Below are 24,155 nucleotides of genomic sequence, written 5' to 3' on the forward strand. Positions count from 1 at the left end.
AGCAGTGGACAATCGAACGCCAGTTAGCTAGCATTCTGGGCAGGGAGCAGCAGATGGCCAACTTACTTACCAAGTCGAGAACAACGTTTGCACAGACTGGCGAAATCGGCCACGCTCCGGTCGTGGGTAATAGCAGGCCGCCCAGTCCCCAGAACGCTCAGGTCCTGCGACAGCTTGCCAAATCGATCCAAGCAATCGAGACCACGGCGGTACAAGCTTCCCAGGTGATTTCCACCGGTTGCCGCTTCCTGGACACCGAACTCCCCGGCGGCGGTTTCCACCCCGGCAGTATCATTGAATGGCTCAGTTGCAGCAACGGCGATGGTTCGTTGACGCTGGCTCTTCAAACTGCCAAGGCGGCGATGGGGGAAGCCAAGCATGCGGTAATTATCGACCAGCAGCGACGCTTCTACCCGCCAGCAGCTCAAGCGCTGGGCATCGACGTGCAACGTTTGATCGTCTTGCACCCTAGCAACAAAGCGGATGCGATATGGAGCTTTGACCAAGCGCTGCGGTGCCCAGCCATTGCCGCCGTCATCGCTTGGCAAGACCACATCGACGACACCAATGCCCGCCGCTTGCAATTGGCCGCCGAACAAGGCAACACGCTGGGCTTGCTTTTGCGCAAGACAACGCGTCACGGCTTGCAAACCCATTGGGCGGATATGAGCTGGCAAGTAACACCCGTACCAGCAGCGATGAGTGCTGTTCAAGCAAAATCAGTCAAGCTGAAGTCAAGCCAAAGTCCGGCTAGCCAAAACCAAATGAGCTGTGTCCCCAATCAGCTTTCCGACCAACTTGTTGTCCCCGATCGACCCGCTGGCGTTCCGCCTTACAGCGACAATTATCGCTGGTTGCATCTGCAACTGAAACGGATGCGGGCCGGCCGCGGGAAATCGAGCTTGGCATCGCAGATTGCCGCAGGCGAAACCAGTTATCTGGTCGCAATCAACGGTCATGATGGCAAGATATACGCTCAGCGTTCGATGCAACATAGCTTCCGAGAGGTTCAGCATGAGTCGTCAAGTGCTCTGCATTTGGCTGCCGAACTGGCCGTGCCAGCGAGTCGCAGTCGCAATGCAAGCGGACCACGCCGCGCTGCCCAAGCCAGTTGAGCTGCGCGGACGAGCGTTCGCTTTGCAAGTGCATGATCCCAAGCGTGGTTTGCGCATCGCCGCCTCCGATCCGCTGGCTCGTCATAGACGCGTTATGCCAGGAATCTCGTTGAGCGAAGCTACCGCGCTACTGCCAGAATTGGTCATCTTGCCATATGACCCACAAACGGACTTGCAAGCGTTGAAGGAACTGACCGATGCGGCCAGCGAATTTAGTCCACTGGTTGGATTGGAATGGACGGACAAACATCCTTGGGTAGGACGCCACCTTGCCGAACCACAATGCATCTTGGCAGACGTCACCAGCTTGACGCATTTCTTTGGTGGCCCCCAGCAGATGGTTCACTCCGTCGAAGATTGGTTGCTGCAAAAAGGCTACGTTGCAATCGCCGCCATCGCGCCTAGCCTCGGGGCCGCTTGGGCCGCCGCGAACTATGGTTGCCATCGCGAAACGGTGGCCAATCTGCTTTATCAAGCACGCTGTGAGCCCCCCCCTTTGCCTTCCTCGCAACGGGCCAGTGGTTTGGTGTGGCAGCCAGAAAGCCTTGATGAACATCTCAATCCGCTTGACCCCGCCGCGATGCGCTTGCCCTTGGGAACTTACAAAACGCTGCAACGGCTGGGCATTCGCAACATCGGTGCTCTGCGCAAGTTACCTCGCGCTGGCCTAGCACCGCGTTTGGGCAACTTGCTGCTCGAACGCCTGGACAGTCTATGCGGTGACTATCAAGAGTCCATTGCGTGCTATCATGCAGGCCCTGAATTCTACGTCGATACCACATTGGAAAATCCTACCAATCGACGCGATACCATGGAGGAGCTCATCCGGCGGCTAGCCAGCCAATTATGCCAGCAACTGCTCCAGCACGGGCAAGGCGCGTTGCGAGTCCTTTGCCGCTTGAGCACCATGGAGCATGGAGTGTTGACGCTTAAACTGGGCACTTATCGTCCCACCTCGGAAGCTGCCCACTTACAACGTCTGCTCCAGGGCCAATTTGAACAACAGGTCCGAAAAACCTCGACGTTAACGGCGATGTCTTTGCAAGCCACCGTAGTCGGTGCGCTGCGATGGCAACAAACGGATCTCTTCGGGCAAGCGAAAGTGGACATTCAAAGCAAGACGGCGGAACTGATCGATGTTCTCGCAAGTCGTTTGGGAAGCGACGCCGTGCTGGCTCCGCAAGTGATTGTCGATCCGTTGCCGGAAACCGCTCGACAATACCAAGTGCTAACCGGTCAACAGATTCAGGCCCCGCCCCCACCTGCTTCCGCAAAGAAAGCTCAGCCAATCGACAACTCGCTCCCAACTGGCAGTATTTTGCCAACGAAAGATGAACCGCTGCGACGTCCGCTGAGCTTACTGGAAATTCCGGTGCAACTGGATGTTCTAGCGATTTATCCCAATGGCCCGCCGATCCGTTTTCGTTGGTCAGGCCGACTAGAGCAAGTGATTCGGCACTGGGGCCCCGAGCGAATCGAAACCGGTTGGTGGTCTGGTCTAACACAACGCCGCGATTACTATCGAGTCGAGACGCAGTCGGGGGCTTGGCTGTGGTTGTTTCGAGACCTGCGCGAGCAGAATTGGTTTTTGCATGGCGAGTTCTGCTGAATTGCCGGCCCTTGCTAGCTGTCCGCCGCAAATGGATCGTCCGACGAATCGGCACTTGCTCGCGCATCGTGTTGCTTGGAAGCATACCAGCGATTGACTCGCGTGACGATTTGTACCACCAACGCCAAAAGCATCGTCGAACAGTAACATAGCAGCAAGAAAATCAGTTGCGAATAATGTCCGCCTGAGGTGGTCTGGACCGGTTGGCCGCTCCATAACGCAATTTCAGCCGCGATGTCCGGCGTACGAATCGCGGCCACTAAAATGCTCGACCCAATCGCAAATACTGCCGTGATTAAGAATATTGTGCGCACCGAGAACGTCGGTACTTTACGCACTGGTTTTGCGAACGGCGATATCGGTTGTCGAGATTCCATAGCATCTATTCTAGCGGAAATGAGCCGTGTTGACTGCCGCGCTGACTAACAGACGCTTCATTTCCGCAACCGCCTCTTTCAAGCCCACGAAGATCGCGCGTGACACGATGCTGTGCCCAATGTTTAATTCCTTCATCCCCGCGATTGCGGCCACCGGACCGACATTCTGATAGGTCAATCCATGCCCCGCATGTAAATGCATACCAAGTTCCACGATCGCTTGGGATGCCTCGATCAATCGTTGCAGTTGCTCGTGACGCTGAGCATCCGTGGCCGCTGACGCATACTGCCCCGTGTGCAATTCTACTGCGACTACTCCCATCTTCGCTGCCGCTTCAATTTGTGCCAGGTCTGGGTCCAAAAACAGACTGACAGGAATCGATTGGCGATGCAGCATATCGATGGCAGTGGTCACGCGCGCATGATGAGCAATCAAGTCCAAACCGCCTTCTGTAGTTACTTCTTCGCGACGTTCTGGAACCAAGGTCGCTTGATCGGGCGCACTTTCACAAGCGATGAGCACGATCTCATGGGCACACGACAGCTCAAAATTAAACTTCACACTGATGGTGTCCTTCAAGATGCGGATGTCGCGGTCTTGGATGTGACGGCGGTCTTCGCGGAGATGGACCGTGATTCCATCAGCCCCCCCCATTTCGGCCATGAAAGCCGCTGCGACAGGATCTGGCTCATACGTCTTTCGAGCTTGCCGGACCGTTGCGACATGGTCGATGTTTACACCCAATTCAATCATCGGTTCAATGCTTCTTTCATTTTGTTCCATTGTTCAATACGATCGATCCGTTTGGCGATGTCATCCAAGTGTCGCGTTGCGATGGGCAACAGCGGCGAGAAGGTATGGTCAGCCAACATCGCAGCTTCGATCCACAATAAGTAAGCTTGTTGATCATCCCCTGATCGCTCAACAGCATCTGCAATGCACAGTGCAGGCCCAACTTGCAGCGGCAGCGGCAACTGGTCACGAAATGCGATCGCATCCTTCAGCTTGTTGGCTACAAATTGCTGCGGCGGGATCACTCGCCATAACTGCGCGGTAGCAAGCAAGTTTAACGGCGTCTGGTCGCTTTTGGCAATCAAGTCCAATTGGCCAGCGTAACGCTCTCGCTGAGTGCTGTTCAACTGCCAACTGCTGACAATCAAGCGATACAGCGAATCGGTCTCGCCAGCGAACTCTTCCAATTCGGCTTGCACGCTGGGCAACACAGGATCACTTGTCCAGCGTAGAGGTGCATACGCGTAACCGAATTGAGGCAAACTGCCCGCATGTAATAACGAGAAGACCTTCGTCGCAATCCGCAGTTTTTCGATCTGAATCGCAGCGGAAGTTATCTGCAGGAGCGACAGCTTCTGCTGCCATGCTTGGGTGGTTGGGTCGTTGACCGCGCGTTGGTACCGCAAGATCGCATCCGCAAAGTCGCCAGCATTGAATGCCGCGTTAGCTTGTTGCAACGGACCTTCTGGCCAAGTTACCTGAATCCCCACAACTTGGTCGCTGGGGATGGTCAAGGGTGGTTCGGCCGGATTCACCTCAATCACGGTACGCTGTTGATCAAAACCGATCAGCTTTCCGCTAACGGTAGAAATCAGTTCGCTGAAGATGACGGAGTCCACGGCAGCTTTGCGTTTATGCCAGTAGACCGTTGCCTCTTGAGCTTCGCTGACGCCTGAGAGCGAACTCATCAAGCACGCTAAGCCCACTAGCAAGCAACGATACCATCCAGTCTTGACCAACCTCATGAATGCAAACATCAAGCGTACTTATGCAAGGCTTCCATCAGTGGCAGAGCAAATCTGTCTTGCTAATCTTGCAGTCGAGCACTGGCGATCAGCTTCAAGAATTTTTCGTTGGTATCAAACTTACCCAATTGCGTCGTCAACTGCTCCATCGCTTCCACTGGATTCATGGAATTCAGCGTGCGTCGGATCATGGTCACGGCATGCAAAGTCTCTGGGCTATGCAAAAGTTCGTCGCGTCGAGTGCCTGATTGTGTGATATCGATAGCTGGCCAAACGCGGCGTTCCGCCAGTTTGCGATCCAGCACCAATTCCATGTTACCAGTCCCTTTGAACTCTTGAAAAATAAGTTCATCCATCCGCGATCCGGTGTCCACCAGCGCGGTACCAACAATTGTCAGCGATCCACCTTCGGCAAAAGCGCGAGCAGTAGCGAACAATTTCTTTGGTACGTCCATCGCTTTGATGTTCACACCGCCGGACATGGTAGGGCCATTTCCGACCCACTTATTGAACGCACGGGCTAGACGAGTGATCGAATCCATAAGCAAGAACACGTCTCGCCCGGTTTCTGCCAATCGCTTGCAGCGCTCGATCACCAGTTGGCTTAATCGCACGTGAGAATCGACATCCTCATCCAGCGAACTCGCGATGACTTCGCCATTGGTCACACTGCGACGCATATCGGTCACTTCTTCGGGTCGTTCATCGATCAGCAAAACGATCAGTTTGACGTCGGGATAGTTCATCGCGATGCCTTGGCTGATATGTTGCAGCATGATCGTCTTGCCAGAGCGTGGCGGAGCGACAATCAAGGCGCGTTGCCCGCGACCCAAAGGGGCCAACAAATCGATGACGCGATTGGTAAGTGGATGTTTGCCAATCTCTAACTGCAACCAACGATCGGGGTTGATCGCAGTGAGCGTATCAAACGATTTAACATTCAAGTAATCGTCAGGCGGCATGCCTTCGATATCGAGGATCTCTTTGATCCTTGGACCTTGTTGCTTGCGAGTGTGGATCGATTGAGCTCGAACCATCACGCCGGGGCGCAACTGGAACTTTTCGATCATCGTGCCAGGCACGAAAGGATCGGTTCGCTCGCGAGAGTAATTGTTTTCGGGGCTACGCAAAAAACCATAGCCGTTGGGGTGCATTTCCAGCAGGCCCGTAAACTCCTTGATGGTCTCTACGTCACCTTCGCCGGGAACTTCGTCGACAGCGGTTCCGGCAGTTTCGGCGGGAGCGCGGCTACCATAGCTGCGACGAGGGCCAGTACTGCGAGGTCGTTTTGGCCGCGCACGCGCTGGGCCAGGGGCACTGCTGCCACCTTCGAAACCATCACCAGTGGAAAATCGAGATCTATAACGCTTTTTCTTTGGCATTGAAAGAAAACCTGAAATGTAAAAACGCTCTGACGAGTTTGGTTTGCGTGAGCCCAGACCGGGCAGAACAGCCGCACAAACCATGAGATATCAGAACTGAAACAAAAAGCGACTCCTAGACAACTAAGCCTAATGACACGCACAAAATTCGCATACAGCGACGTCCACAGATAAACTGAACACGCCGTTGACTCTGCGAGAATCAACTAAAAAACGGAAACTGGATAAAACGAGCAAGTTAAAGATGACTTTCGAAATGTGACACTGGGTACTAGCAAGCGACATGCCACCTAGCCCAGCGATCTTCCAAAAACTGTTGATCAAAATTTATAAGCGGTAAGCTTCTTTGCTACTGTAGTCACCAAGAAAATCGTCTCCCGATAACTGCCCGAACGCTAAACGCTGTCCAAGCGAACCGCAACATCCTGTTATTTGCCGAAACCACATACTTCGGACTTGGGAAATCTACTGTTGATGTTACCAACCTAGCAACCAGGCCTACTCAATCCAACAAGTATTCGACTTCCGCGATTGGCCGTGTTCCAGCCAAAATTGTACTCGTGTGACACGCGATTTCTGCAGACTAGACGCCGCACGCGTGTTTCAGAACCATGTCTTAATGCTGTTACTTTTGCATCGCGGACCAACAATGTCAAGTGCGGGAGGGATGATTGGCCGGAATTTTCAATCGAATTGCTACGACTTTTACATAAAGCCTCAAGTCCTACAGGCCTTACAACCGATTCCAACGTCAGGGGGCATCGCAGATTCAACTTTTCTACCGCATTACACTCATCAAGGGCTAAGCTCGTGCCACACAGAGCGCTGGCTTAGAGCCTATCCGAAAAAGGGGGCAGACCCCGTTTCGATGGCCCTTGGTTCCACAAAACGTTAAGGATATGCCTTCATGGTTAGAAACCCTCGCCATCCAAGCTGGAAATTAAGCATGGTCCTTGGCGGTTGGCTGATGCTAACCAACGCTGGTTTGGCTCAGATCCCCTGGACGCAAGATTTCGCAGCAGCTCAAAAAGCCTCCGAATCGACCGGCGCTGTCATGCTGCTGCACTTCTACTCCAACGACTGCGTACCTTGCAAGATGTTGGACGTTCGAGCGTTTCAAGATCCAACCTTGATCAACGCCATGAAGCAAACGGTCATTCCTGTCAAAGTCAACGTCGACAACCATCCTGAAATCGCCAAAAAGTATGCGGTCAATCGATGGCCAACGGACGTTTATCTTGCTGGCGACGGGACTGAGTTGGCGCGGACCATATCGCCACAAAAGACAGGCGACTATGTTACGCTGCTGGAACGAGTCGCGATGCGAAACAGAGACCACCTTGTAATCGCTCAAGCAGGCCAACGGCCGCCTAAAGATCTTGCCGTTCATCGCCAAGCACCTCAGCCATCAACCAGCATCGACCAGCGTTCGATCGGCCAAAACAGTTTCGCCGTGCCGACCGCGGCCGACCAAAACTCGCAGGCCTATCTGCCAAACCAGAATCAGCCGAACTTTGCACAAAATCAAGTTAGCCCGACTACCTCTGCCTTAGGCCAGTCTGTATTTGAAAATAGTCGTGCCGAGCCCGCCTATACATTGCCGCCACAAAGCTACGCATCGACCTTCCCCAACTCGTCGCCTAATCAAGCTCGCCCAGCATTCCAAAGCCCAGCGCCTGCCCCATCGACGCCGACGCCTGCGAATTTGGCGGTGCCTGCACAAATAGCCCAGCAGCAACTTGCTCAGCAGCAGCCAGCTAGCCAACCAGCAAATCGTGCCGCCCCACCAGCCATTGCAAGTTTGCAGCAATCGGTTGTCGAAAATACTTTCCTGCCGGACAACAGTGCTTCGACGGTTGCCGCCACACCCGCTCAGGTATCGTCGCCAGCAACTGCTGCAACGGAAGTTGCAGCCCGCAATCCAGCGACCGTCAATCCGTTTGCCATCCCCGCTTCGCCACCTACTGCATCGGCCAACTTGGTTTCCAATCGCAATCCAGCGGCAGGTTCAAGCCCTGAGAACGCTGAAGTGGTCCGGCTGAAAATCGCCGCAGAAGTCAAAACGGCGATCGAACGTGAAAACGCACCTGCGATGAGCGGCTTCTGCCCGGTGACGTTGGACGAGAAGTCAGTATGGAAAGCGGGCAGCCCTGCTTTTGCCGTCCGTCACCGAGGACGCGTTTACCATTTGACTAGCCAAGAAAACCAGCAGAAGTTCCTTCAAGCAGCGGATCGATACGCACCAATACTGAGCGGATACGATTTAGTTCATTTCCTTCAGACTGGCGAATTGCGCGACGGGTTGCGTGAGTATGGATGTTGGTTCAAGGGGCGTGTATACCTGTTTTCAACTGCGGCCAACCGTGAATTCTTTGACGAGCACGTGATTGAAGTTGCGGCTGCGGCGGAAGCCCTACAGTCGCAGAGTCAGTCGTCGATGCAAGCTTCTCCAGGACCGCAAAGCACTCAACCGGCGTTTGATCCTAGCCAAGGCCGCGTTGCAAATGGACCGGCTGCATCTCCGCTTGCCCGATAGGTGTTGCTTGAAGGTGGAGTGGTTTGGTGGGCGGAGAGTTTAGGAAAAATGCCTGATCGATTGACGAGGCCAAGATTGATCGATAAACTCTACATGCTTAGTAGATGGTGGTAGTAGCTCAGTTGGTTAGAGCGTCGGATTGTGGCTCCGAAGGTCGCGGGTTCGAGTCCCGTTTATCACCCTTCACACTTTATCAATGTTTTTCCAGGTCGGAACGCGGTTTAAGCGTTACCTGCGACATGCAGCGCGACCCCCTTTATTGAAAAAGACTACCGAAAAGCTCGGTGCTCATATTCAAGGCACGGGTATCTACGCCTGCACTTTAGGGAATCTCATCAATCAAGTCGAGGATTGATCTTGCCACGAAAAAGGCCCTTCGGGAAATTGGAGGTTACCACACCAAACCAATCATCCACAAAGGGCCAAGGATGGCTAAGCGTAAACACTCCGGCAGACCTCCACAAGCTCAACATGCTGCGAAATCCACGTCGTCTCAACACGACAAACGGCAGAGGTTGGTTACGGCCAATCCGAATCGTCAATCCACTGAAGCTGCCAGCGTGCCACTGCTGGGCGGTATAGCCACACTCACTACCGCCATGAGCAGCTTGCTGGACAAGCGAATCGCGTTCCGGCTGCCGATTGTTGTTGCCGGAGCTTTGCTGGCCGGAGGTCGCCGGACGGCCGCCAGTTGGTTTCGATGTGCGGGTGTCAAAGACGATTGGGATCGCTTTTATGAACTGCTTCAATCCGTCGGCAAGAACGCCGCTGCGTTGGCGTTTGCGGTTCTTGGGGTAATCCTCAGAAAGTTTGATCCTGGTGAAAAAGGTTACTGGACGATGGCCATCGACGATTCGCCAACCAGACGATTTGGGCCATGCGTGGAGGCGGCCAACATTCACCACAATCCGACTCCTGGCCCGGGTGATGGAGACTGGCTCTACGGACACAACTGGGTCTGCTTGGCGATGCTGATAAGCCGTCCGCTGTTTGGCATAATCGCGCTGCCCATATTGTCGATGTTGTACGTTCGCGAAGTTGACATCACCAAGCTGAAACAGCGATATGAATGGGAATTTCGCACTAAACACGAACTCGCCTTGGAGCTCTGCCGAAAAGTGATGCGGACCCTTAGAGCCCTGGGAAGCAAGGCTGGGTTCATCGTCGTGTTCGACGGAGCGTATGCAGCGATGGCGTTGATCCGACCGCTGATTGCCGAAGGGGCGATCATAGTGACGAGGCTGCGTAGTGACGCCAAGCTGTTTGAGCTTCCCGTGAACAAAACCGGACAGCGTGGTCGGCCTCGCAAATACGGCAAGAACCGCATCAGCCTCAAAAAGCGAGCGACTAATCGTCGAGGTTGGAAAACGATTAGCTACTGTTGTCGCGGCGTTATGGTCGAGCGTCGCTACAAGACATTTTTGGCGACAAGCCAAGTTGTGGGTGGGACAGTTCGAGTGGTACTGCTGGAATACACCAAGGGTAATTGGGCGGCGTACGTTAGCACTGACGCTTTGATGGGCGTCGAGATGATTCTGAAAACAGCGTCGGATCGGTGGGCGATCGAAGAGCATTTTCATGACGTCAAAGAAATCTGGGGTGCAGGTGAGCAGCAAGTTCGTAACGTGTGGTCGAGCATTGGCTGCTGGAACCTGTGTGGATGGTTGTATACACTGGTTGAATTGGAGTGTTGGGATCACACGAGTGAACAACTGGTGGACCGAAGCGATCGTCCATGGGACAATCCAACTCGCCGTCCTTCGCACAATGACCGCCGGCGAGGAATAGCCCGGAAAATGCTGCGCGAAGTATTTTTGAGAGATCTCCAATCTGCCGCCGATCCATCAAAAATACGCGACCGATTCGAAAGACTCTTGGCCCTAGCGGCATAAGCCTAGCACGCTATTCCAACAATCCCCTAAAGTGCAGTATCTACGCGGTAAGCACGTTAAAGTGATTGATGATTTGAAATACGGAATTGATCACCAGATCTTCCTTCAAATTATTCCTAAATTCAACCGAGAAGGCGCGACGTACAGGCGATTCGGGGCTTTCCAAGGCGAGCACGACTTGCGAAGGGTTGATCGACTTCTCGATGCAAAATCCCAGAAGTTTGACTCGCAAGGCTTGATAGCGATTCGTCTTTTGTGACGCAAGAAAGTTCCGAATCCAATCGCCATTCTTCGGTGAGAGTACTGATTTGCTTTCCTCTGAATCCCCGGTGTCGATCCAGCTATCGCGTTGAATGCTTAAAGCGCGGCCTCGCAAGAAGTGAAGTAGTAATGGATCGCATCGAACAAGCTCATCCAGTACTTGAATCTTGGCGGCTAGATTGTCTCGCAAGTCGAACATCCATCGCAACATTTGCGCTCGCCACTCTGGCCCTATCCAGTTCCAGGAATGTGCAAACAACTTCCACAAAGACTGATCCGAATTGGGATTGGACTGATAGTCAAATAGCGCTTTTGTCGTCCTAAGCAAAATATCCAAATCCGTTAGATCTCGCATGTATTTCGGTAACGATTCCGTATCGCGATTCAAATCTTCCACCATACCCATTGCAACTTGCACATGCGACAAATCTCGCGACCAAACAAGATGTTCGGTCGCTTGTTTGCTGAACTGTAGCCACGTCGAAATGTCATCAAAGTAGAACTCGTTGATCAACCGACAGTCGTCGATGATTACCTCGAAGCGATCGGTTCGATGAGCTGACTTCCACCGCAAATTGATGAATCCTGACACGACACTCGACTCGCTGTATTTCAGTACCTTTTCTAGGTCTAGGTCGAGAAGAATTTCTGGATTCTTTGTTGCCTCCAACTCCAAGCAACCAAGTAGGCTATAGTCGGATACACCTTTGCTAAACTCCCTCGATAGAACTTCTGCAGGATAGTTACTGGTTCGGCTATGAAGGGTCAACTTCGCAAGCCAGAATTCCAGTTCGACCAACGAAGAATTGGAAGTGCCTCGTCGATTCTCCTGTCGAAGTCGACGCAGTGCGATTTGGCTTTCACCTGCCGTCACGAGCTCGATGACTTCTTCATCAACGGTCTTCGGCGGGGATGGCACTGGTTTTCTTGGTGCAGACTTGCGATCGATCCGGACGTCATCGTAATGATCGCTGAGAGCTTCGCCCTTCTCGGTCACCTCGAAGTTCGGCTGGACCTCGGGGCTAGTGGAAACGTCAGTTTCAAAATCCGAAGAGTAATACATGATTTTCGAAAGGCAAGCCTCATAAGCTTCACGAAGTTTTCGAAAATGTTCCGGGCAATGCTCGGGCTTAAATCGTCGAATCAGTCTGGTATAGGCTCGTTTGAGTTCCGTTACATTCGACGATCGATCAACCCCCAAGATTTGGAAACTATCGTCAGGCCAGGCTCGAATGTCATCCCCTAAATGGAACTCACTCATCGTGGCGATCCTTGGACACTTGCATCGGAGCCTCTATCGATTCCTTTTCTCGACGCGACTGTTCGGCCACTTCTTGTCTTGTTTTCAAGATGATTAGCATGACCTCGGATTTTTCCTCGTTGGAAAGATCAGATATGCCGTTTGGGAAACGTTCTCTCAGCTTTTTGAACATGTGCCGTTTTTCATCTTCGCTCATTGCTCCGACCAGGTCGAAAGATTCTAGCGAAACGTTGGGAGTTTGCCTTGCAGGTGAGGCATAGGGATTGGTGCGATTAAATTTCCTAGTAACATTCGCCGCAATCATTACGCCATAGAGCACAACCATCAACCCGATAAAAACGAAACGAAAGCGAGTGGTGGCGAACTCAATAGGTCGCCGCACGCTCACCAAGCTCCGAAGGACAAGTTTGTTTTCTGCCTTCCTCAGATTGGTTTGGAATTTTTTTGGACTCTTCAAGTAGGCGAAATAGTCCTCGATCTGGTTTGTCACCGCTGGGACTCTGGCTTGGATGATCTCTACGGCTTTGCTCCATGTCTCAGTTCTCGATGACGCCAGCAAACTGAGCCGTTCCCACTGACGGCGACGATCAAAAGGACTTGCCAACGCGAATTGACAGAGTAGATGGATGACGTCGACTTCCTCACTCGTCGTACCAAGCTGTTTGGGATCGATGGAGAGAAAAGGCTTGAGCCGTTCAAGCCGCCTAGAGAGCAATGAGTCGCGCGACGAAACTAATGCAAGCAGTTTGTAACGAGCTTTGCGATCCCCCGGAGGAATTTCAAAAAAGTCTTGATTCAACTCGGATACCAGCGAGTGTACGAAATTGGCGTAAGCGGAATCGTTTCGAGCAGGACTGATGGAATTCTTGTCCAGATTCCGAAGCAATTGAAAGGCATGCCAATGGACCTCGCTGCCTGTATCTTCTTTGAGTCTTAAACGATTTAAAAAATGGAGTATCCGATCTCGATCAGAGGACGAATCGTTTTCTGGGATGCCTAAAACTTCATTCGCCCAAGCTTTAAGCTTGGATAGTTCTGGGTCTTCAAGCGAAGTACTCATCGTGGTGCCATTGGTAGCGCTGAAATGTGATCTCTAAGAGGGCGTTTCAATAGATGTCTTGATCAAATGATTCAAGAAAGCTTTGAAGAGCCTGACGGCACTCGTCAATGGCTCCCTCGTCTTGAATTTGCATCGAACCTTCAAAGCTATCCAAGAGCTGCTCCAAATACTTCCGCTCACGAAGCGGTAACTCTTGGTACAGGCGTTCTGCTCTGCGCAGAACGACTTGGTTCTTAGCGTCTTCACGTGGATCGATCTTTAAAACTTGCATTTCCATGATTGCCGAACGTATCTCAGATGGTGATAGATTCTTGGCATATTGAGTTAGCACATGAGACACCTTCTTTCCCGTTTTAACAATAGTCGCTTCGATTTCGAGCACGCCATTGAGATCATAGGTGAATCGAATGTCGATCTCCTGGCCAGGAGGGCCGAGTGGAATGCCTGAAACTTCGAACGCTCCGATCTTCAAATTATCCTTCGACATTCGGCTTTCACCTTGGTAGACGACAACGGATATGGTGGCCTGATTGCCTTGAACAGTTTGGACGCGATTGACGCGAGAAGTGGGAACCGTCGTGTTCCGATTGATAATCGGCAAGAAGTACCCGGAAATTTCTTGATCGCCGATCTGTTTGGCAACTTCAATTCCAAGCGTGAACGGACAGACGTCGGAAACGACCAAGTCTTCAACGTAAGCATCATTGGCGAACAAGCCCGCTTGGACCGAAGCCCCTAAACCCACGACCAAGTCGGGATCCAAGTTAGATTTCGGTTCTTGGTTGAACAACTCTTTCACGCGATTGATGACGCACTTCATCCGTGTTGCACCGCCAACCAAAATGAGTTCGTCAATGTTGTCTCGCTTCAACTGAGCGTCGCCAAGTGCACGGCGAATTGGGGTTTCAAGCCTTTTCAAAATGTTTTCGGTCCATTGAGAAAAGTCCTCATTAGATACGCTGATCCTCTCGGAACTGTCGCTGAATTTTCCGAACTTGTCGGGCAAACGAAGTTCGGCAGTTGGATGACTCGATAGCTTCCGTTTCGCTAACTCGGCCTGCTGGACCATTCGTGCAACGCGTTTGGGTGATTTCAGTTCCTCCGTCTCGAGCGTCAAACCATGCTGGCGAAGCGCGTTCGCAACGATTGACATAGTGAAGTCTTCACCGCCAAGAAAACACTCACCAGCTGTTGCACGAACTTCAATAGATCCCTCGAAGAGCTCAACGATTGAAACATCGAAGGTTCCACCTCCCAGATCAATGATCATCAGTAGACGATTTTCTTTCTGCTCATGCATACCGTAAGCAAGAGCCGCAGCCGTAGGTTCGTTTAGAATGCGTCGAACGGTAAATCCAGCCATCTGGCCAGCGGCGATGGTTGCTTTGCGCTGATGATCATTAAAATAGGCTGGCACCGTGATGACGGCTTCATCAACGGGCGTTTTCAAGAAGGCTTCTGCGTCTGCCTTGATTGATCGCAACACTAAGCTGCTCAATTTTTCAGGGGTCAAAGATTGGCTACCTAACTGAACCGCGTACGCACCGCCCATATGACGCTTGAAAAGCGACGCGCAGTTTTCTGGGTGCAAGACTTGATAGTCTTTTGCTGCCTGTCCGACCAATATTCGATCGCGTTCATCGATCGCGACTACGGATGGAGTTAGGAATTCTCCAAGCGAATTAGGAATCAAGGTCGGTCCGGTCGGAGAGAGATATGCCGCCACTGAATTCGTGGTCCCCAAATCGATTCCAATAATCATTTATTTTCTTCAGTGATGAGCGATGAAGCAAGTCGACGGTCGACATCAATTCCTGGCAGAAGCGCTTACCTTGCAAAAATGATAACTAGAGGTCAGCGGAGAAGCGAGACGTGCTCGAAAATTGTGATTGTTCCGGCCCGGTGTTTGTAGTCCCGCCTTTAGGCGGAATTACCTTACTGGTGCGGTAGGGAAGAGCCGCCTAAAGGCGGTACTACGAACGTGGGTACCCAAGCAAACGATCCTCAGCGTCAATGAGCGACGATGCCACGCTCCTTGCGCGCAACACCCGACTGATAAGCGGCCTCCTCAACGGCAGCCGCCACAGCAGGAGTGACTTTGCGGTTAAAAACCGACGGGATGATGTAGTCAGCACTCAATTCGAGATCCGATATGCAGTTCGCAATCGCATGTGCCGCCGCAAGCTTCATCGGCTCGTTAATCTCCGACGCTCGACAATCGAGCGCACCACGGAATATCCCAGGAAAACACAAGACGTTATTGATCTGATTTGGATAGTCCGATCGCCCTGTCCCGATCACACGAGCATAGGGAGCCGCTTCTTCGGGAGTAATCTCCGGTGTCGGGTTCGCTAAAGCAAAAATAATCGGATCGCGCGCCATACGCTGCACCATCTCGATCTTCAACAGCTTGCCACTAGAAACTCCCAAGAACAGGTCGGCCCCTTCAATCACATCACCCAACCGACCTTGCAGGTTTAATGGATTCGTATGCTCGATCCACCACTGGATACCAGGCTCTGCTCGATCACGATGAATCACGCCATGAATATCGCAACCAATGATGTTCGTCACGCCGGCTGTCGCTAACATCTTTGCACAAGCGGTACCCGCCGCGCCAGTTCCTGAAACGACCACCTTTGCATCCGCGAGATTTTTGCCAACCACACGCAACGCGTTGATGGCCGCAGCCAATACCACCACGGCGGTACCGTGTTGATCGTCATGGAAAACCGGGATATCAATCGTCTCACGCAAACGTCGTTCGACTTCGAAACATCGTGGAGCCGAGATGTCTTCCAAGTTGATGCCGCCAAAGCCTGGAGCAATCGCTTTCACCACCGCGACAATCTCGTCGACGTTCTTGGTGTCTAAACAGATCGGGTAAGCGTCGATGTTTGCGAACTCTTTAAACAACATCGCTTTGCCTTCCATCACGGGCATGGCAGCGGCTGGTCCGATATCGCCCAAACCCAAAACGGCAGTGCCATCCGTGACGACCGCCACGCTGTTTCGCTTGGTCGTCAAGGTAAACACTTTCGCAGGGTCGTCGTGAATCGCCGAACATACCCGGGCTACGCCGGGCGTATAGGCCAACGACAAATCGGCGCGAGTTTGGATCGGAATCTTGCTCTTGATCTCGATCTTGCCGCCAATATGCAACAAGAACACACGATCAGAAAAATGGATGAAGGTTACACCGGGCAAGCCCTTTACGGCTTCGATGATTTCCTGCGCATGCTGTTCGTCACCAGCGGCAATGGTGATGTCACGGACCAGCGTGTCAAATCCCGCTTCCACAATATCGATTGCACCAATACTGCCGCCAGCGGTGCCAATGGTAGAAGTGACTAAGCCCAATACAGCGGGCTTGTTTAGTAATCGTAAGCGGATGGTGATGCTGTAGCCATCGGTTGGTTGAGGTCTCATAGCTACGAATCGTAAGCAAACCCGCGCCAAAAGCAAAGACCACTACAGGCCCAATTGTCGTGAAAGCAGCCTGGGCCCTACTGCCGCAAGCCAAGTGTCTTTTCGATCGACTCTTGCTGCTGGTCGCGGCCTAACGACTGCGTTAGTGCTTCCCACTTCAGCCGACACTCTTCCAATGCAACCTGGACGTCAATTGCTTCGTCTTTAACAATCTTTTCTAAGCTACGCCGCAACTCGTCACGATAAGCCGCGCCGTTACGTAATTGGAAAAAGATCGGCGTGTCTTCGACAGCGCTGCCTTGAAATGCAAGATCGCGATACGACATGCCGATCGGCGGAGTATCAGCGCCTGGAAATGGAAAGCTCCATGGCCACACTTTGGCCAGCGCCGACTTCTGTCCTGCTTCGCAAATCCAGTTCATCAAAAAGATCGATTTAGCGGATTGTCTAGTGCGACTGCTAAGGAATACGACCGAAGCACGAGCACCATCCACAAGAACTCGCGTTTGCAACGCATTTCCCAGCGACTCTTGATCGCCAACTGTTGAAGAACCAAAACTGTTGTCGCTGATCAAGTGCTGGTAAGTCCCAATGGCCCATTGGTCTGACGCCTGCTCCCTAGAAGAAGGCCAGCCAATCTCTATCAATCGTTTTGAGTCGTCGGCAGCGGATTGATGCAAACTTCTCAGGACGGTCGCTGCGTTGACCAGCCAAGGTTCACTCAATCGACCAGAAGCATCAATCAATTTAAAAAGAAAGGCATTCTCATAAATGTTCGGACGCAGCGTCATCGCAATTAGCAAGAATTGGTCCACGACGTCGGGCTGACTCCATTGGCTCACCGAACCAGAACTGTTGATGCGGAACTGGCTCCAGTCAAGCAACACGTTGGGCAAAGAATCTCGACTGCCCACACGCGTGCCTGTTGAATTCTTCGGTGCAGCGTCTTGTTCTGGCGATGCAGTCGAAACCAGTGTCAAACTTGCACCCAGCGGTACTCCATATTGTTTCTTGCCATACTCGACAGCTTTTGTCCAATGCAACGGCGGATTGCTGGAAACAGAACTGTCACCGAAGGAAAGCGAACTGATTCGCTCGGTCAATTCTGGAGGCAGCGGGCTGACCCAGCTATACTCGACCAAGGAACCTACATACATACTGGGAGCGATCAGCAAATCGATCTGCGGAACTTCCGGCCCGTCTAATTGTTCAAGCGGAATCGGAATAAACTCCAGCTTCTGTTCAGAGACGGATGCCCAGCGCACGCGCAAGATATCTTCAAGCTCTGCGGGCTGGCCAGCCAATCCAATGCGCAGCGCTGGACGATCGCGATCCGAAACGCCAGTGGCCGGTGCCGTGACCGGATTATCAGTGGAGCTGTCCTGGTTCCTGCAGCCAACGCACAACAAAGCTATTGTGAGCACAGGCAGCATGGAAACGAGGGAAGTAAGGCGAGGAATCATTCAGTTTGTGAACCAAGGATGAATAACGTGAATTGACTAAGTTGTACGCGGGACCCTGAAACCAAGTTCGTCGCGGATGGCAAAAACGTTATCCTACCTTCGAAGCGACGTGTTCTGAACCCCTGGGCGAAAAGGCGACCAACGACAACTCGCCCCGCTTGCTCATAGTCCCTCCTTTAGGCGGAATCTTCGTCAATCGCTTCTGCCTGACGGCGAGTCCACAAACGAGGAGAACGGTGCTGCGTTTAACCGCCACCCGCAAACGCACGTGTCCTGACCTCTTTATCTCTTTCGCATCAATTGCCGTGAAGAACGGTTACCGCGAAAAATACCGACGAACTCACTTGGCAAGCTGTACCGATCAGCGGATTTCGTATCGTCCAGCCGATCATCCGGATTGTTCAGCATGTGGTTTGCGGTTACTTGATCTCGATTCGCAACATTGAAGAGCGCGGCTTTAACTGTCCGATATATTTAAGGGTACAGTTTCAATCTTCTGGAACACATGCCACGTATGTTTGATCAAGATTCCGAAAGCTTTCGCGAATTAAGCTTGTACTTTATCGGCAGCCAGCAATGGACCGAAGCCTACGAAATGCATCAGCAAACGTATGGCTCGTCTCCCTCCGAAGCACAAACCGCGATCAATGAATTAGCTGCTCGCTATGGATACGCGCCAGCCCGAGAATCGACTCCCCTGACCCTCGTCGCCGCTGGCGGAGTAATGACAGTCCTCATCGCCGTCGTCCTGCAGATCGCTCTGTAAGTCGAGCGGCAGGTGAAAGCTTACCCGATGTAGTGGGATTCGCCAGAATTCCCTACGCGTAAATGGAATTCTGGCGAATCCCACTACGGTAGAATTATTTCTGCCGCTCGCCTAAGTCGCCCTTCTCCATGCTCTATGATGGGTACAGATGCACATGCCAGTTGCAAGTTAGTATTCGCTACGGCCAATTTGTGGTAAACTGCGATTTGCAACAATTGCATTGCGACGGAATGTAACTGCCATAAGTTTAGGAGTCCAATATGAAAGATCTGATGACGCGCAGCCTCTTGAAGTTCTCGTTGGTGCTGGCCGCAGTGGGAGCGGTCGCGGTCGCCGGTTGCCAACAGCCTACGATGTCCAGTGCCGATCCAGATCCGCAGTCCGCGAGCGAGCCTGAATCAATTTCCGCACCGAATACTCCTTCCAAGAGCGTTTCTATGATCAACAAGTCCACTGCAACCAAGTACAATCCGCTAACCAAAGACGAGGAACGCGTCATCATCCACAAAGGCACCGAACGGGCCTTTACCGGTGAGTACACGGATTGGAAAGCCAAGGGGACTTTCGTTTGCCGTCGCTGCAATGCCGCGTTGTATCGTTCGGACGACAAATTCGATAGCCAATGCGGCTGGCCCAGTTTCGACGACGAACTGCCTGAGGCAGTCGAGCGGCATCCTGACCCGGATGGATACCGCGTGGAGATTGTTTGTAAAAACTGCGGCGGTCATCTCGGGCATGTTTTCGATGGCGAACGAATGACCGCAAAGAATACTCGACATTGCGTCAACTCGATTTCAATCCGGTTTGTAGCAGACGGCGAACCCTTGCCTGAAGTCATTGTGCTTGAAGAAAAGTAAGCTCAGTGTCGTCCAGTTTGGCCTAACTCCGCTAGACTTGTATTTCAAGTCACTCAATGCGATGAATTGAGTGACCGATTGCTATTTATGCTGATCAATATCGCTTCGCAAGCGTCTTCACAGAGTCGGCGACTAATTGTCTAGCCTCTAACGGCTCAAGCAGTTCTGCTTCTACCCCCAATTGCAACACGCGGGGAACGACCTCCATGGGGTGATATGCCGGTACGGTCAGAATCGCAGTTCCGTCCGCTTGCACAGCGATCTCTTGTTGAGCGTGCCAGGGGTCCTCTTGAATCCAGCGCGCGGCCTGCGAGCTTAACTTAATACGATAAGGAGCCGCCTTGTCACCGCTGAAGATGCCGACGCTTTGGCCTACATGCTCCAGATCAACTTCATCATGCGGCTTGAACCATTCATCCAAAGCGGTCGCTTTCGTGAACCGGTCCAGTTTCCAGTTGCGTAGCCGTTCCTGCGGCTCCAAGTCTTCATCCCCTGGCCGATTGGACTCAATGGCCGCAACGTAAATACTCGATTGGTAGATCGCTAATCCATACGGTTCCAAGTAGCGAATCGCACGCGGTTTGTTCAAGGGTTCATATTCGATCTCCAGCTTGCGATGCTCAGCAATCGCGCGGTTGATCGTACGCAGCATCCCTTGCTGCTTCTCGTAACCTTTGCTTGGTAGCCCAATCACTTTTAACGTTTTGCGATATCGTTGATAATGATCCCAAACTCCTGTTGGCAGTTGGTCGCGGACTTTATTCCAGAACGTCTCGATGCCTTGCCAAAAAATAGTGCCGATCAGCGGTAGCATGAGATCACGTCCCATAGACAACGAAATCAGCTCCGAAGCGGAAATGGTGATCTTGTGTAGCCCAATGTCTGCGCGGCGCAACTTCCAGACCTTACCACGCTGGGTTTCTTCCGTGGCGATATCCATGCCGGCGGCTTGTAACGCATCCAGATCGCGCCGTACGCTACGTTCGTGCAGCGATGTTAAACCCAACTCTTCCACAACGCTATCGCGGATTTCGTCAAGCGTAGCTCCAAAGCGTCGTCGTTCGAGAATCGTCAGGATCTTGTGCTGACGAATCAACTGCTCGTTTCGCGCCATCGTATACTTACACTCCTTTGATAAATGATCCAGTCCGCTCGGACGCCGTTATTTACTCTATTGTATCGCGGTCTTTAGCCGCTGCGGCAAGCACTTCTTCAGCGACAAAAATTGGCAACGGAGGGTTATAGGAAACCGCGACCGCAATCGCATCGGAGGGGCGGGAATCGATCTCAATGATCTCATCGCCTCGCCGAATCTGTAGGCTTGCAAAATACATTTGATCTCGCAATTCGCTGATCACTACGGCAATCAGTTCCCCCCCCATCTTCTGCACAATGTCAATGATCAGGTCGTGTGTCAACGGACGGATCGGTGCCGCTTCGGATTTCACACGTCGATCAATACTGGTCGCTTCAAAGATCCCAATCAAAATTGGAAACTCGCGTGAACCGTCCACTTCCTTAAGGAATATGATCTGCGAGTCACTAATTTCAGTAATGATGATGCGAGCCAACTGCATCTGTACGCTCATGATCGCCCCACGCGAATACCAAGTGTGCTAAATCCGTCTTTGAGATAGCTTTGACGGTATCGGTGCAACGCAAAATCGTCAATCACCTGCAGCGTGTACTTTCCAACTTCTCCGCGAGCAGCCTCTTAAGTCCCAGCATTTCCAGCGATTATTGGATCTTCAACCATCGCAGACGCAAGGCATTGGCCACAATAACCAAGTCGGACATCACCATGGCAGCGGCGGCTAAAATGGGATGCAGTTGCTTCAGAAACACGGGTACGCCGGGAACAAACGCCAACACACCGGCGGCAATAGGAATGAGTGCAACGTTGTAAGCGAACGCCCAAAAAAGATTCTGTTTGATATTTCGCAGCGTGGCTTTTGAAAGCCGAATGGCTTGTGGGACGCTCGATAACGTTCCTCGCAACAGCGTGACTTCGGCCGCTTCGATAGCCACGTCGGTTCCAGTTCCTATCGCGATACCGACATCGGCTTGGGCCAACGCAGGCGCATCATTGATACCGTCGCCAACCATGGCAACTATGCGTCCGCTGGCCTGCAATTGCTCCACCCGCTCGGCCTTCTCGTTGGGCAACGTTTCAGCCACGACGTCATCGACGCCGACCTGCCGTCCAATCGCGGTCGCGGCGAAACGATTGTCGCCAGTCATCATCGTGACGTGGATCCCTTGCCGTTTCAAATCCGCAATCGCAGCTTGTGAATCAGGTTTAACGGTATCGGTAACGGCCAAAAATCCAACCAGTTGATCGTTCGCACGAACCCATAGAATCGATTTTGCAGATTGCTCCAGTGCATCGCTTTGTACCTGTAGATCGTGCGGCATATCATCGTCCAGCTTCAGCCAACGACGGCTGCCAACTTGCACGATCTGGCCTTGGATATTCGCCTGCACGCCGCCCCCGGCAGTCGCTTTAAAATCGGTGGCTAACAGCAGCTTGATCGACTGGTTGCGAGCGTGTTGGATGATCGCTTTGGCGATTGGATGTTCGCTTCCATATTCCACTGACGCTGCCAACTGGATAACCTGCGCGTCAGATGCGCTGGGTGAACTTGCTACGTCCGTAACACTTAGTTGCCCTTGGGTAATGGTCCCTGTCTTGTCCAGCACAATCTCATTGACGCCGCATACTCGCTGCAAGGCTTCGCTCGATCGAAATAGAATCCCCAGTTCAGCTCCTCGGCCCATACCCACCATGACTGCTAGCGGCGTGGCCAGTCCCATCGCGCAAGGGCAGGAGATGATGAGAACGGAGATTGAACGCAGAATGGCTTGTGTTGCGTCACCCAAAAGGAACGCCCATACCACAAAGGTCACTGTCGCGATCACGATCACACAAGGGACAAAGATGTTGGAAATGCGATCAGCCAACTGTTGGATCGGCGCTTTCGTTGACTGAGCTCTCTCAACTTGCTCAATGATTCTCGCCAGCGCCGACTCCGCGCCGACGCGCGTCGCGACCAAAGTCAGCATGCCTTCGCGATTAATTGTCGCTCCATAGACTTCGTCACCCGCTTTTTTGTCGACAGGCAAACTTTCGCCAGTGATCATACTTTCGTCGACCGCAGACGCGCCCGAGAGGACGCGAGCGTCAACAGGAACTTTTTCCCCCGGACGCACAATGATTTTGTCTCCGGTAACAACGCGATGCACCGGAGTTTCCACTTCTTGGCCATCGCGTAGGACCCGTGCAGACTTTGCTTGTAAGTTCAAAAGCTTCCGAATCGCAGCCCCAGTCCTGCTTTTGGCCTTAGTCTCGATAATCCGTCCAAGCAGAATGAGCGTGATGATAGTGGCGGATGTTTCAAAGTAGACATGATCGCCCCAAGTAGCATTCCCTAGCGTCAGGGCAATCAAGACAGCGCAACTGTAAAGGTAAGCCGTGGTTGAGCCCAATGCGACAAGCACGTCCATGTTTGCAAAACGATTCCGCAGCGACTGGAGCGCACTGACGTAGTACTCTTTGCCGACGAAGAACTGCACCGGAGTTGCTAGGGCGAACATCAACCAGGACACCCATGTTGCATGAGCCCAATGTCCGAGCAGAGCGAAATCGCGGCCCATGCTCAGCAAGAAGAGCGGGATCGTGAAAGCAAAGCCAACTTTCAGCCGCAGCCATTGCCGTTGGAACTCTGCGAGATTCGCAGCCTCAACAGCTTCATCGATCGATTCATCCTGAGTAGCTTGGACAACCGTAAATCCCGCTTCACGAATCGTCTGGGAGATTTTCGCGATATCCGTCGAGCTAGAATCAAAGACCACCCGCACGTTATTTTTGGGGAAATTAACACTGGAGTCGATAATACCTGGCTTGGTGCTTAACGCTTTTTCGATCGATTTAGCGCAGCCGACGCAGGACATGCCTGAAACGGGCAGTTCGATTTCGGTTGTCGTCATGCAATTACCAGTGGATGGGCCGAAATGTGAGAGTGGTTGGTGACGCGCTGAAGTGACCGCGGAAACGATCATGGTAGCGTAGGGGGCCGGTGACTACTACCTTTGTCCCTGTAAAAGCAGGCCAAGTCAGATATTCAGATTGCGCATTACCCGAAACGCGATAGCGTCGGTTCTCTCGGAAACCGTGAGCGATTGCTCAACGGCTAATTTGCCTAGATTCAAAAACTGATTTGCCCCGACTGTAATGTAAAAGGGGTAGCCATCGGGCGTGCGTACAGGGGGACAAGGCAGACGAGGAATGCCGCGCGGGAAGGCCGAGGATTCAAGAGTGAAGACTAGTGGGTTGTGGCGATTAACAGTCCAGTTGAGGACTTGTGGCTAAGGGCAGTTGGGTTGGCGAGC

18 protein-coding genes and 1 tRNA gene are annotated in these 24,155 nt (G+C 52.5%); 7 read left to right on the plus strand and 12 right to left on the minus strand.

Annotation, left to right across the window (positions count from 1 at the left end; all coding sequences use genetic code 11):
• The first annotated feature begins 53 nt into the window (after window positions 1-53).
• Together SH302x_RS13075 and SH302x_RS13080 are read left to right on the plus strand one after the other, a co-directional pair.
• Entirely contained in the window at window positions 54-1,115 is a 1,062-nt protein-coding gene (locus SH302x_RS13075; RefSeq protein ID WP_479369127.1) for an ImuA family protein, read from the plus strand.
• Window positions 1,015-2,724 carry a Y-family DNA polymerase gene (locus SH302x_RS13080; RefSeq protein WP_479369128.1) on the plus strand — a complete coding sequence of 570 codons (1,710 nt, stop codon included), beginning with the start codon at window positions 1,015-1,017 and terminating at the stop codon, window positions 2,722-2,724. Before SH302x_RS13075 ends, SH302x_RS13080 begins: the two co-directional genes overlap by 101 nt.
• A 14-nt stretch (window positions 2,725-2,738) precedes the next feature.
• On the opposite strand, the gene SH302x_RS13085 is transcribed toward SH302x_RS13080, so the two are convergent.
• Genes SH302x_RS13085 through rho form a run of 4 tightly spaced genes read right to left on the minus strand, consistent with a single transcriptional unit; the run spans window position 2,739 to window position 6,241 of the window.
• Complete coding sequence (locus SH302x_RS13085; RefSeq protein WP_479369129.1) at window positions 2,739-3,101, minus strand: hypothetical protein; 363 nt, start codon at window positions 3,099-3,101, stop codon at window positions 2,739-2,741.
• 10 nt (window positions 3,102-3,111) lie between these two features.
• On the minus strand, window positions 3,112-3,855 hold the full coding sequence (locus tag SH302x_RS13090; RefSeq protein WP_479369130.1) for a pyridoxine 5'-phosphate synthase: 744 nt from the start codon (window positions 3,853-3,855) through the stop codon (window positions 3,112-3,114).
• On the minus strand, window positions 3,852-4,871 hold the full coding sequence (locus SH302x_RS13095; RefSeq protein ID WP_479369131.1) for a hypothetical protein: 1,020 nt from the start codon (window positions 4,869-4,871) through the stop codon (window positions 3,852-3,854). The genes SH302x_RS13090 and SH302x_RS13095 overlap by 4 nt, the downstream gene beginning before the upstream one ends.
• A 50-nt stretch (window positions 4,872-4,921) precedes the next feature.
• On the minus strand, window positions 4,922-6,241 hold the full coding sequence (gene rho / locus SH302x_RS13100; protein WP_479369132.1) for a transcription termination factor Rho: 1,320 nt from the start codon (window positions 6,239-6,241) through the stop codon (window positions 4,922-4,924).
• Between the two features lie 907 nt (window positions 6,242-7,148).
• Here rho and SH302x_RS13105 point away from each other — a divergent pair.
• The 3 genes from SH302x_RS13105 to SH302x_RS13115 all read left to right on the plus strand — a co-directional run bounded on the left by SH302x_RS13105 (window position 7,149) and on the right by SH302x_RS13115 (window position 10,669).
• The gene (locus tag SH302x_RS13105) at window positions 7,149-8,777 is read left to right on the plus strand and encodes a thioredoxin fold domain-containing protein (RefSeq protein ID WP_479369133.1); all 1,629 of its coding nucleotides are present in this window, start codon (window positions 7,149-7,151) and stop codon (window positions 8,775-8,777) included.
• A gap of 107 nt (window positions 8,778-8,884) precedes the next feature.
• Window positions 8,885-8,958, plus strand: a tRNA-His gene (locus SH302x_RS13110).
• Between the two features lie 247 nt (window positions 8,959-9,205).
• Window positions 9,206-10,669, plus strand: coding sequence for an IS701 family transposase (locus SH302x_RS13115; RefSeq protein ID WP_479364550.1), 1,464 nt, complete (start codon window positions 9,206-9,208; stop codon window positions 10,667-10,669).
• A 40-nt stretch (window positions 10,670-10,709) separates the two neighbouring features.
• On the opposite strand, the gene SH302x_RS13120 is transcribed toward SH302x_RS13115, so the two are convergent.
• The 5 genes from SH302x_RS13120 to SH302x_RS13140 form a co-directional block, all read right to left on the minus strand.
• On the minus strand, window positions 10,710-12,191 hold the full coding sequence (locus tag SH302x_RS13120) for a J domain-containing protein (protein ID WP_479369134.1): 1,482 nt from the start codon (window positions 12,189-12,191) through the stop codon (window positions 10,710-10,712).
• Window positions 12,184-13,251 carry a hypothetical protein gene (locus tag SH302x_RS13125; RefSeq protein ID WP_479369135.1) on the minus strand — a complete coding sequence of 356 codons (1,068 nt, stop codon included), beginning with the start codon at window positions 13,249-13,251 and terminating at the stop codon, window positions 12,184-12,186. The genes SH302x_RS13120 and SH302x_RS13125 overlap by 8 nt, the downstream gene beginning before the upstream one ends.
• 46 nt (window positions 13,252-13,297) lie before the next feature.
• Window positions 13,298-15,013 (minus strand): Hsp70 family protein, encoded by a 1,716-nt coding sequence (locus SH302x_RS13130; RefSeq protein ID WP_479369136.1) that lies wholly within the window; start codon window positions 15,011-15,013, stop codon window positions 13,298-13,300.
• A gap of 248 nt (window positions 15,014-15,261) precedes the next feature.
• Window positions 15,262-16,680, minus strand: coding sequence for an NAD-dependent malic enzyme (locus tag SH302x_RS13135; protein WP_479369137.1), 1,419 nt, complete (start codon window positions 16,678-16,680; stop codon window positions 15,262-15,264).
• A gap of 77 nt (window positions 16,681-16,757) precedes the next feature.
• On the minus strand, window positions 16,758-18,143 hold the full coding sequence (locus SH302x_RS13140; protein WP_479369138.1) for a hypothetical protein: 1,386 nt from the start codon (window positions 18,141-18,143) through the stop codon (window positions 16,758-16,760).
• 505 nt (window positions 18,144-18,648) lie between these two features.
• Here SH302x_RS13140 and SH302x_RS13145 point away from each other — a divergent pair.
• Both SH302x_RS13145 and SH302x_RS13150 read left to right on the plus strand, forming a co-directional pair.
• Window positions 18,649-18,909, plus strand: a complete 261-nt coding sequence (locus SH302x_RS13145) for a hypothetical protein (RefSeq protein ID WP_479369139.1) — start codon at window positions 18,649-18,651, stop codon at window positions 18,907-18,909.
• A gap of 260 nt (window positions 18,910-19,169) precedes the next feature.
• Entirely contained in the window at window positions 19,170-19,766 is a 597-nt protein-coding gene (locus tag SH302x_RS13150) for a methionine-R-sulfoxide reductase (RefSeq protein WP_479369140.1), read from the plus strand.
• Window positions 19,767-19,860: 94 nt separating this feature from the next.
• Here the strand turns inward: SH302x_RS13150 and SH302x_RS13155 are convergent, their stop codons facing one another.
• The 3 genes from SH302x_RS13155 to SH302x_RS13165 all read right to left on the minus strand — a co-directional run bounded on the left by SH302x_RS13155 (window position 19,861) and on the right by SH302x_RS13165 (window position 23,753).
• Entirely contained in the window at window positions 19,861-20,880 is a 1,020-nt protein-coding gene (locus tag SH302x_RS13155; RefSeq protein ID WP_479369141.1) for a helix-turn-helix transcriptional regulator, read from the minus strand.
• A 52-nt stretch (window positions 20,881-20,932) separates the two neighbouring features.
• Window positions 20,933-21,355, minus strand: a complete 423-nt coding sequence (locus SH302x_RS13160) for a bifunctional nuclease family protein (protein WP_479369142.1) — start codon at window positions 21,353-21,355, stop codon at window positions 20,933-20,935.
• Between the two features lie 148 nt (window positions 21,356-21,503).
• Window positions 21,504-23,753, minus strand: coding sequence for a heavy metal translocating P-type ATPase (locus tag SH302x_RS13165; protein ID WP_479369143.1), 2,250 nt, complete (start codon window positions 23,751-23,753; stop codon window positions 21,504-21,506).
• Between the last annotated feature and the right edge of the window lie 402 nt (window positions 23,754-24,155).

The organism is Njordella calcicola, assembly GCF_056494125.1.

Excerpts from the sequence above, each read along its gene's own strand:
- rho (WP_479369132.1), bottom strand. The coding sequence starts at position 6,241 with ATGCCAAAGAAAAAGCGTTATAGATCTCGATTTTCCACTGGTGATGGT.
- SH302x_RS13160 (WP_479369142.1), bottom strand. The coding sequence starts at position 21,355 with ATGAGCGTACAGATGCAGTTGGCTCGCATCATCATTACTGAAATTAGT.
- SH302x_RS13155 (WP_479369141.1), bottom strand. The coding sequence starts at position 20,880 with ATGGCGCGAAACGAGCAGTTGATTCGTCAGCACAAGATCCTGACGATT.
- SH302x_RS13120 (WP_479369134.1), bottom strand. The coding sequence starts at position 12,191 with ATGAGTGAGTTCCATTTAGGGGATGACATTCGAGCCTGGCCTGACGAT.
- SH302x_RS13105 (WP_479369133.1), top strand. The coding sequence starts at position 7,149 with ATGGTTAGAAACCCTCGCCATCCAAGCTGGAAATTAAGCATGGTCCTT.
- SH302x_RS13115 (WP_479364550.1), top strand. The coding sequence starts at position 9,206 with ATGGCTAAGCGTAAACACTCCGGCAGACCTCCACAAGCTCAACATGCT.
- SH302x_RS13165 (WP_479369143.1), bottom strand. The coding sequence starts at position 23,753 with ATGACGACAACCGAAATCGAACTGCCCGTTTCAGGCATGTCCTGCGTC.
- SH302x_RS13080 (WP_479369128.1), top strand. The coding sequence starts at position 1,015 with ATGAGTCGTCAAGTGCTCTGCATTTGGCTGCCGAACTGGCCGTGCCAG.
- SH302x_RS13075 (WP_479369127.1), top strand. The coding sequence starts at position 54 with ATGGCCAACTTACTTACCAAGTCGAGAACAACGTTTGCACAGACTGGC.
- SH302x_RS13140 (WP_479369138.1), bottom strand. The coding sequence starts at position 18,143 with ATGATTCCTCGCCTTACTTCCCTCGTTTCCATGCTGCCTGTGCTCACA.
- SH302x_RS13090 (WP_479369130.1), bottom strand. The coding sequence starts at position 3,855 with ATGATTGAATTGGGTGTAAACATCGACCATGTCGCAACGGTCCGGCAA.
- SH302x_RS13135 (WP_479369137.1), bottom strand. The coding sequence starts at position 16,680 with ATGAGACCTCAACCAACCGATGGCTACAGCATCACCATCCGCTTACGA.
- SH302x_RS13125 (WP_479369135.1), bottom strand. The coding sequence starts at position 13,251 with ATGAGTACTTCGCTTGAAGACCCAGAACTATCCAAGCTTAAAGCTTGG.
- SH302x_RS13130 (WP_479369136.1), bottom strand. The coding sequence starts at position 15,013 with ATGATTATTGGAATCGATTTGGGGACCACGAATTCAGTGGCGGCATAT.
- SH302x_RS13145 (WP_479369139.1), top strand. The coding sequence starts at position 18,649 with ATGCCACGTATGTTTGATCAAGATTCCGAAAGCTTTCGCGAATTAAGC.
- SH302x_RS13095 (WP_479369131.1), bottom strand. The coding sequence starts at position 4,871 with ATGTTTGCATTCATGAGGTTGGTCAAGACTGGATGGTATCGTTGCTTG.
- SH302x_RS13150 (WP_479369140.1), top strand. The coding sequence starts at position 19,170 with ATGAAAGATCTGATGACGCGCAGCCTCTTGAAGTTCTCGTTGGTGCTG.
- SH302x_RS13085 (WP_479369129.1), bottom strand. The coding sequence starts at position 3,101 with ATGGAATCTCGACAACCGATATCGCCGTTCGCAAAACCAGTGCGTAAA.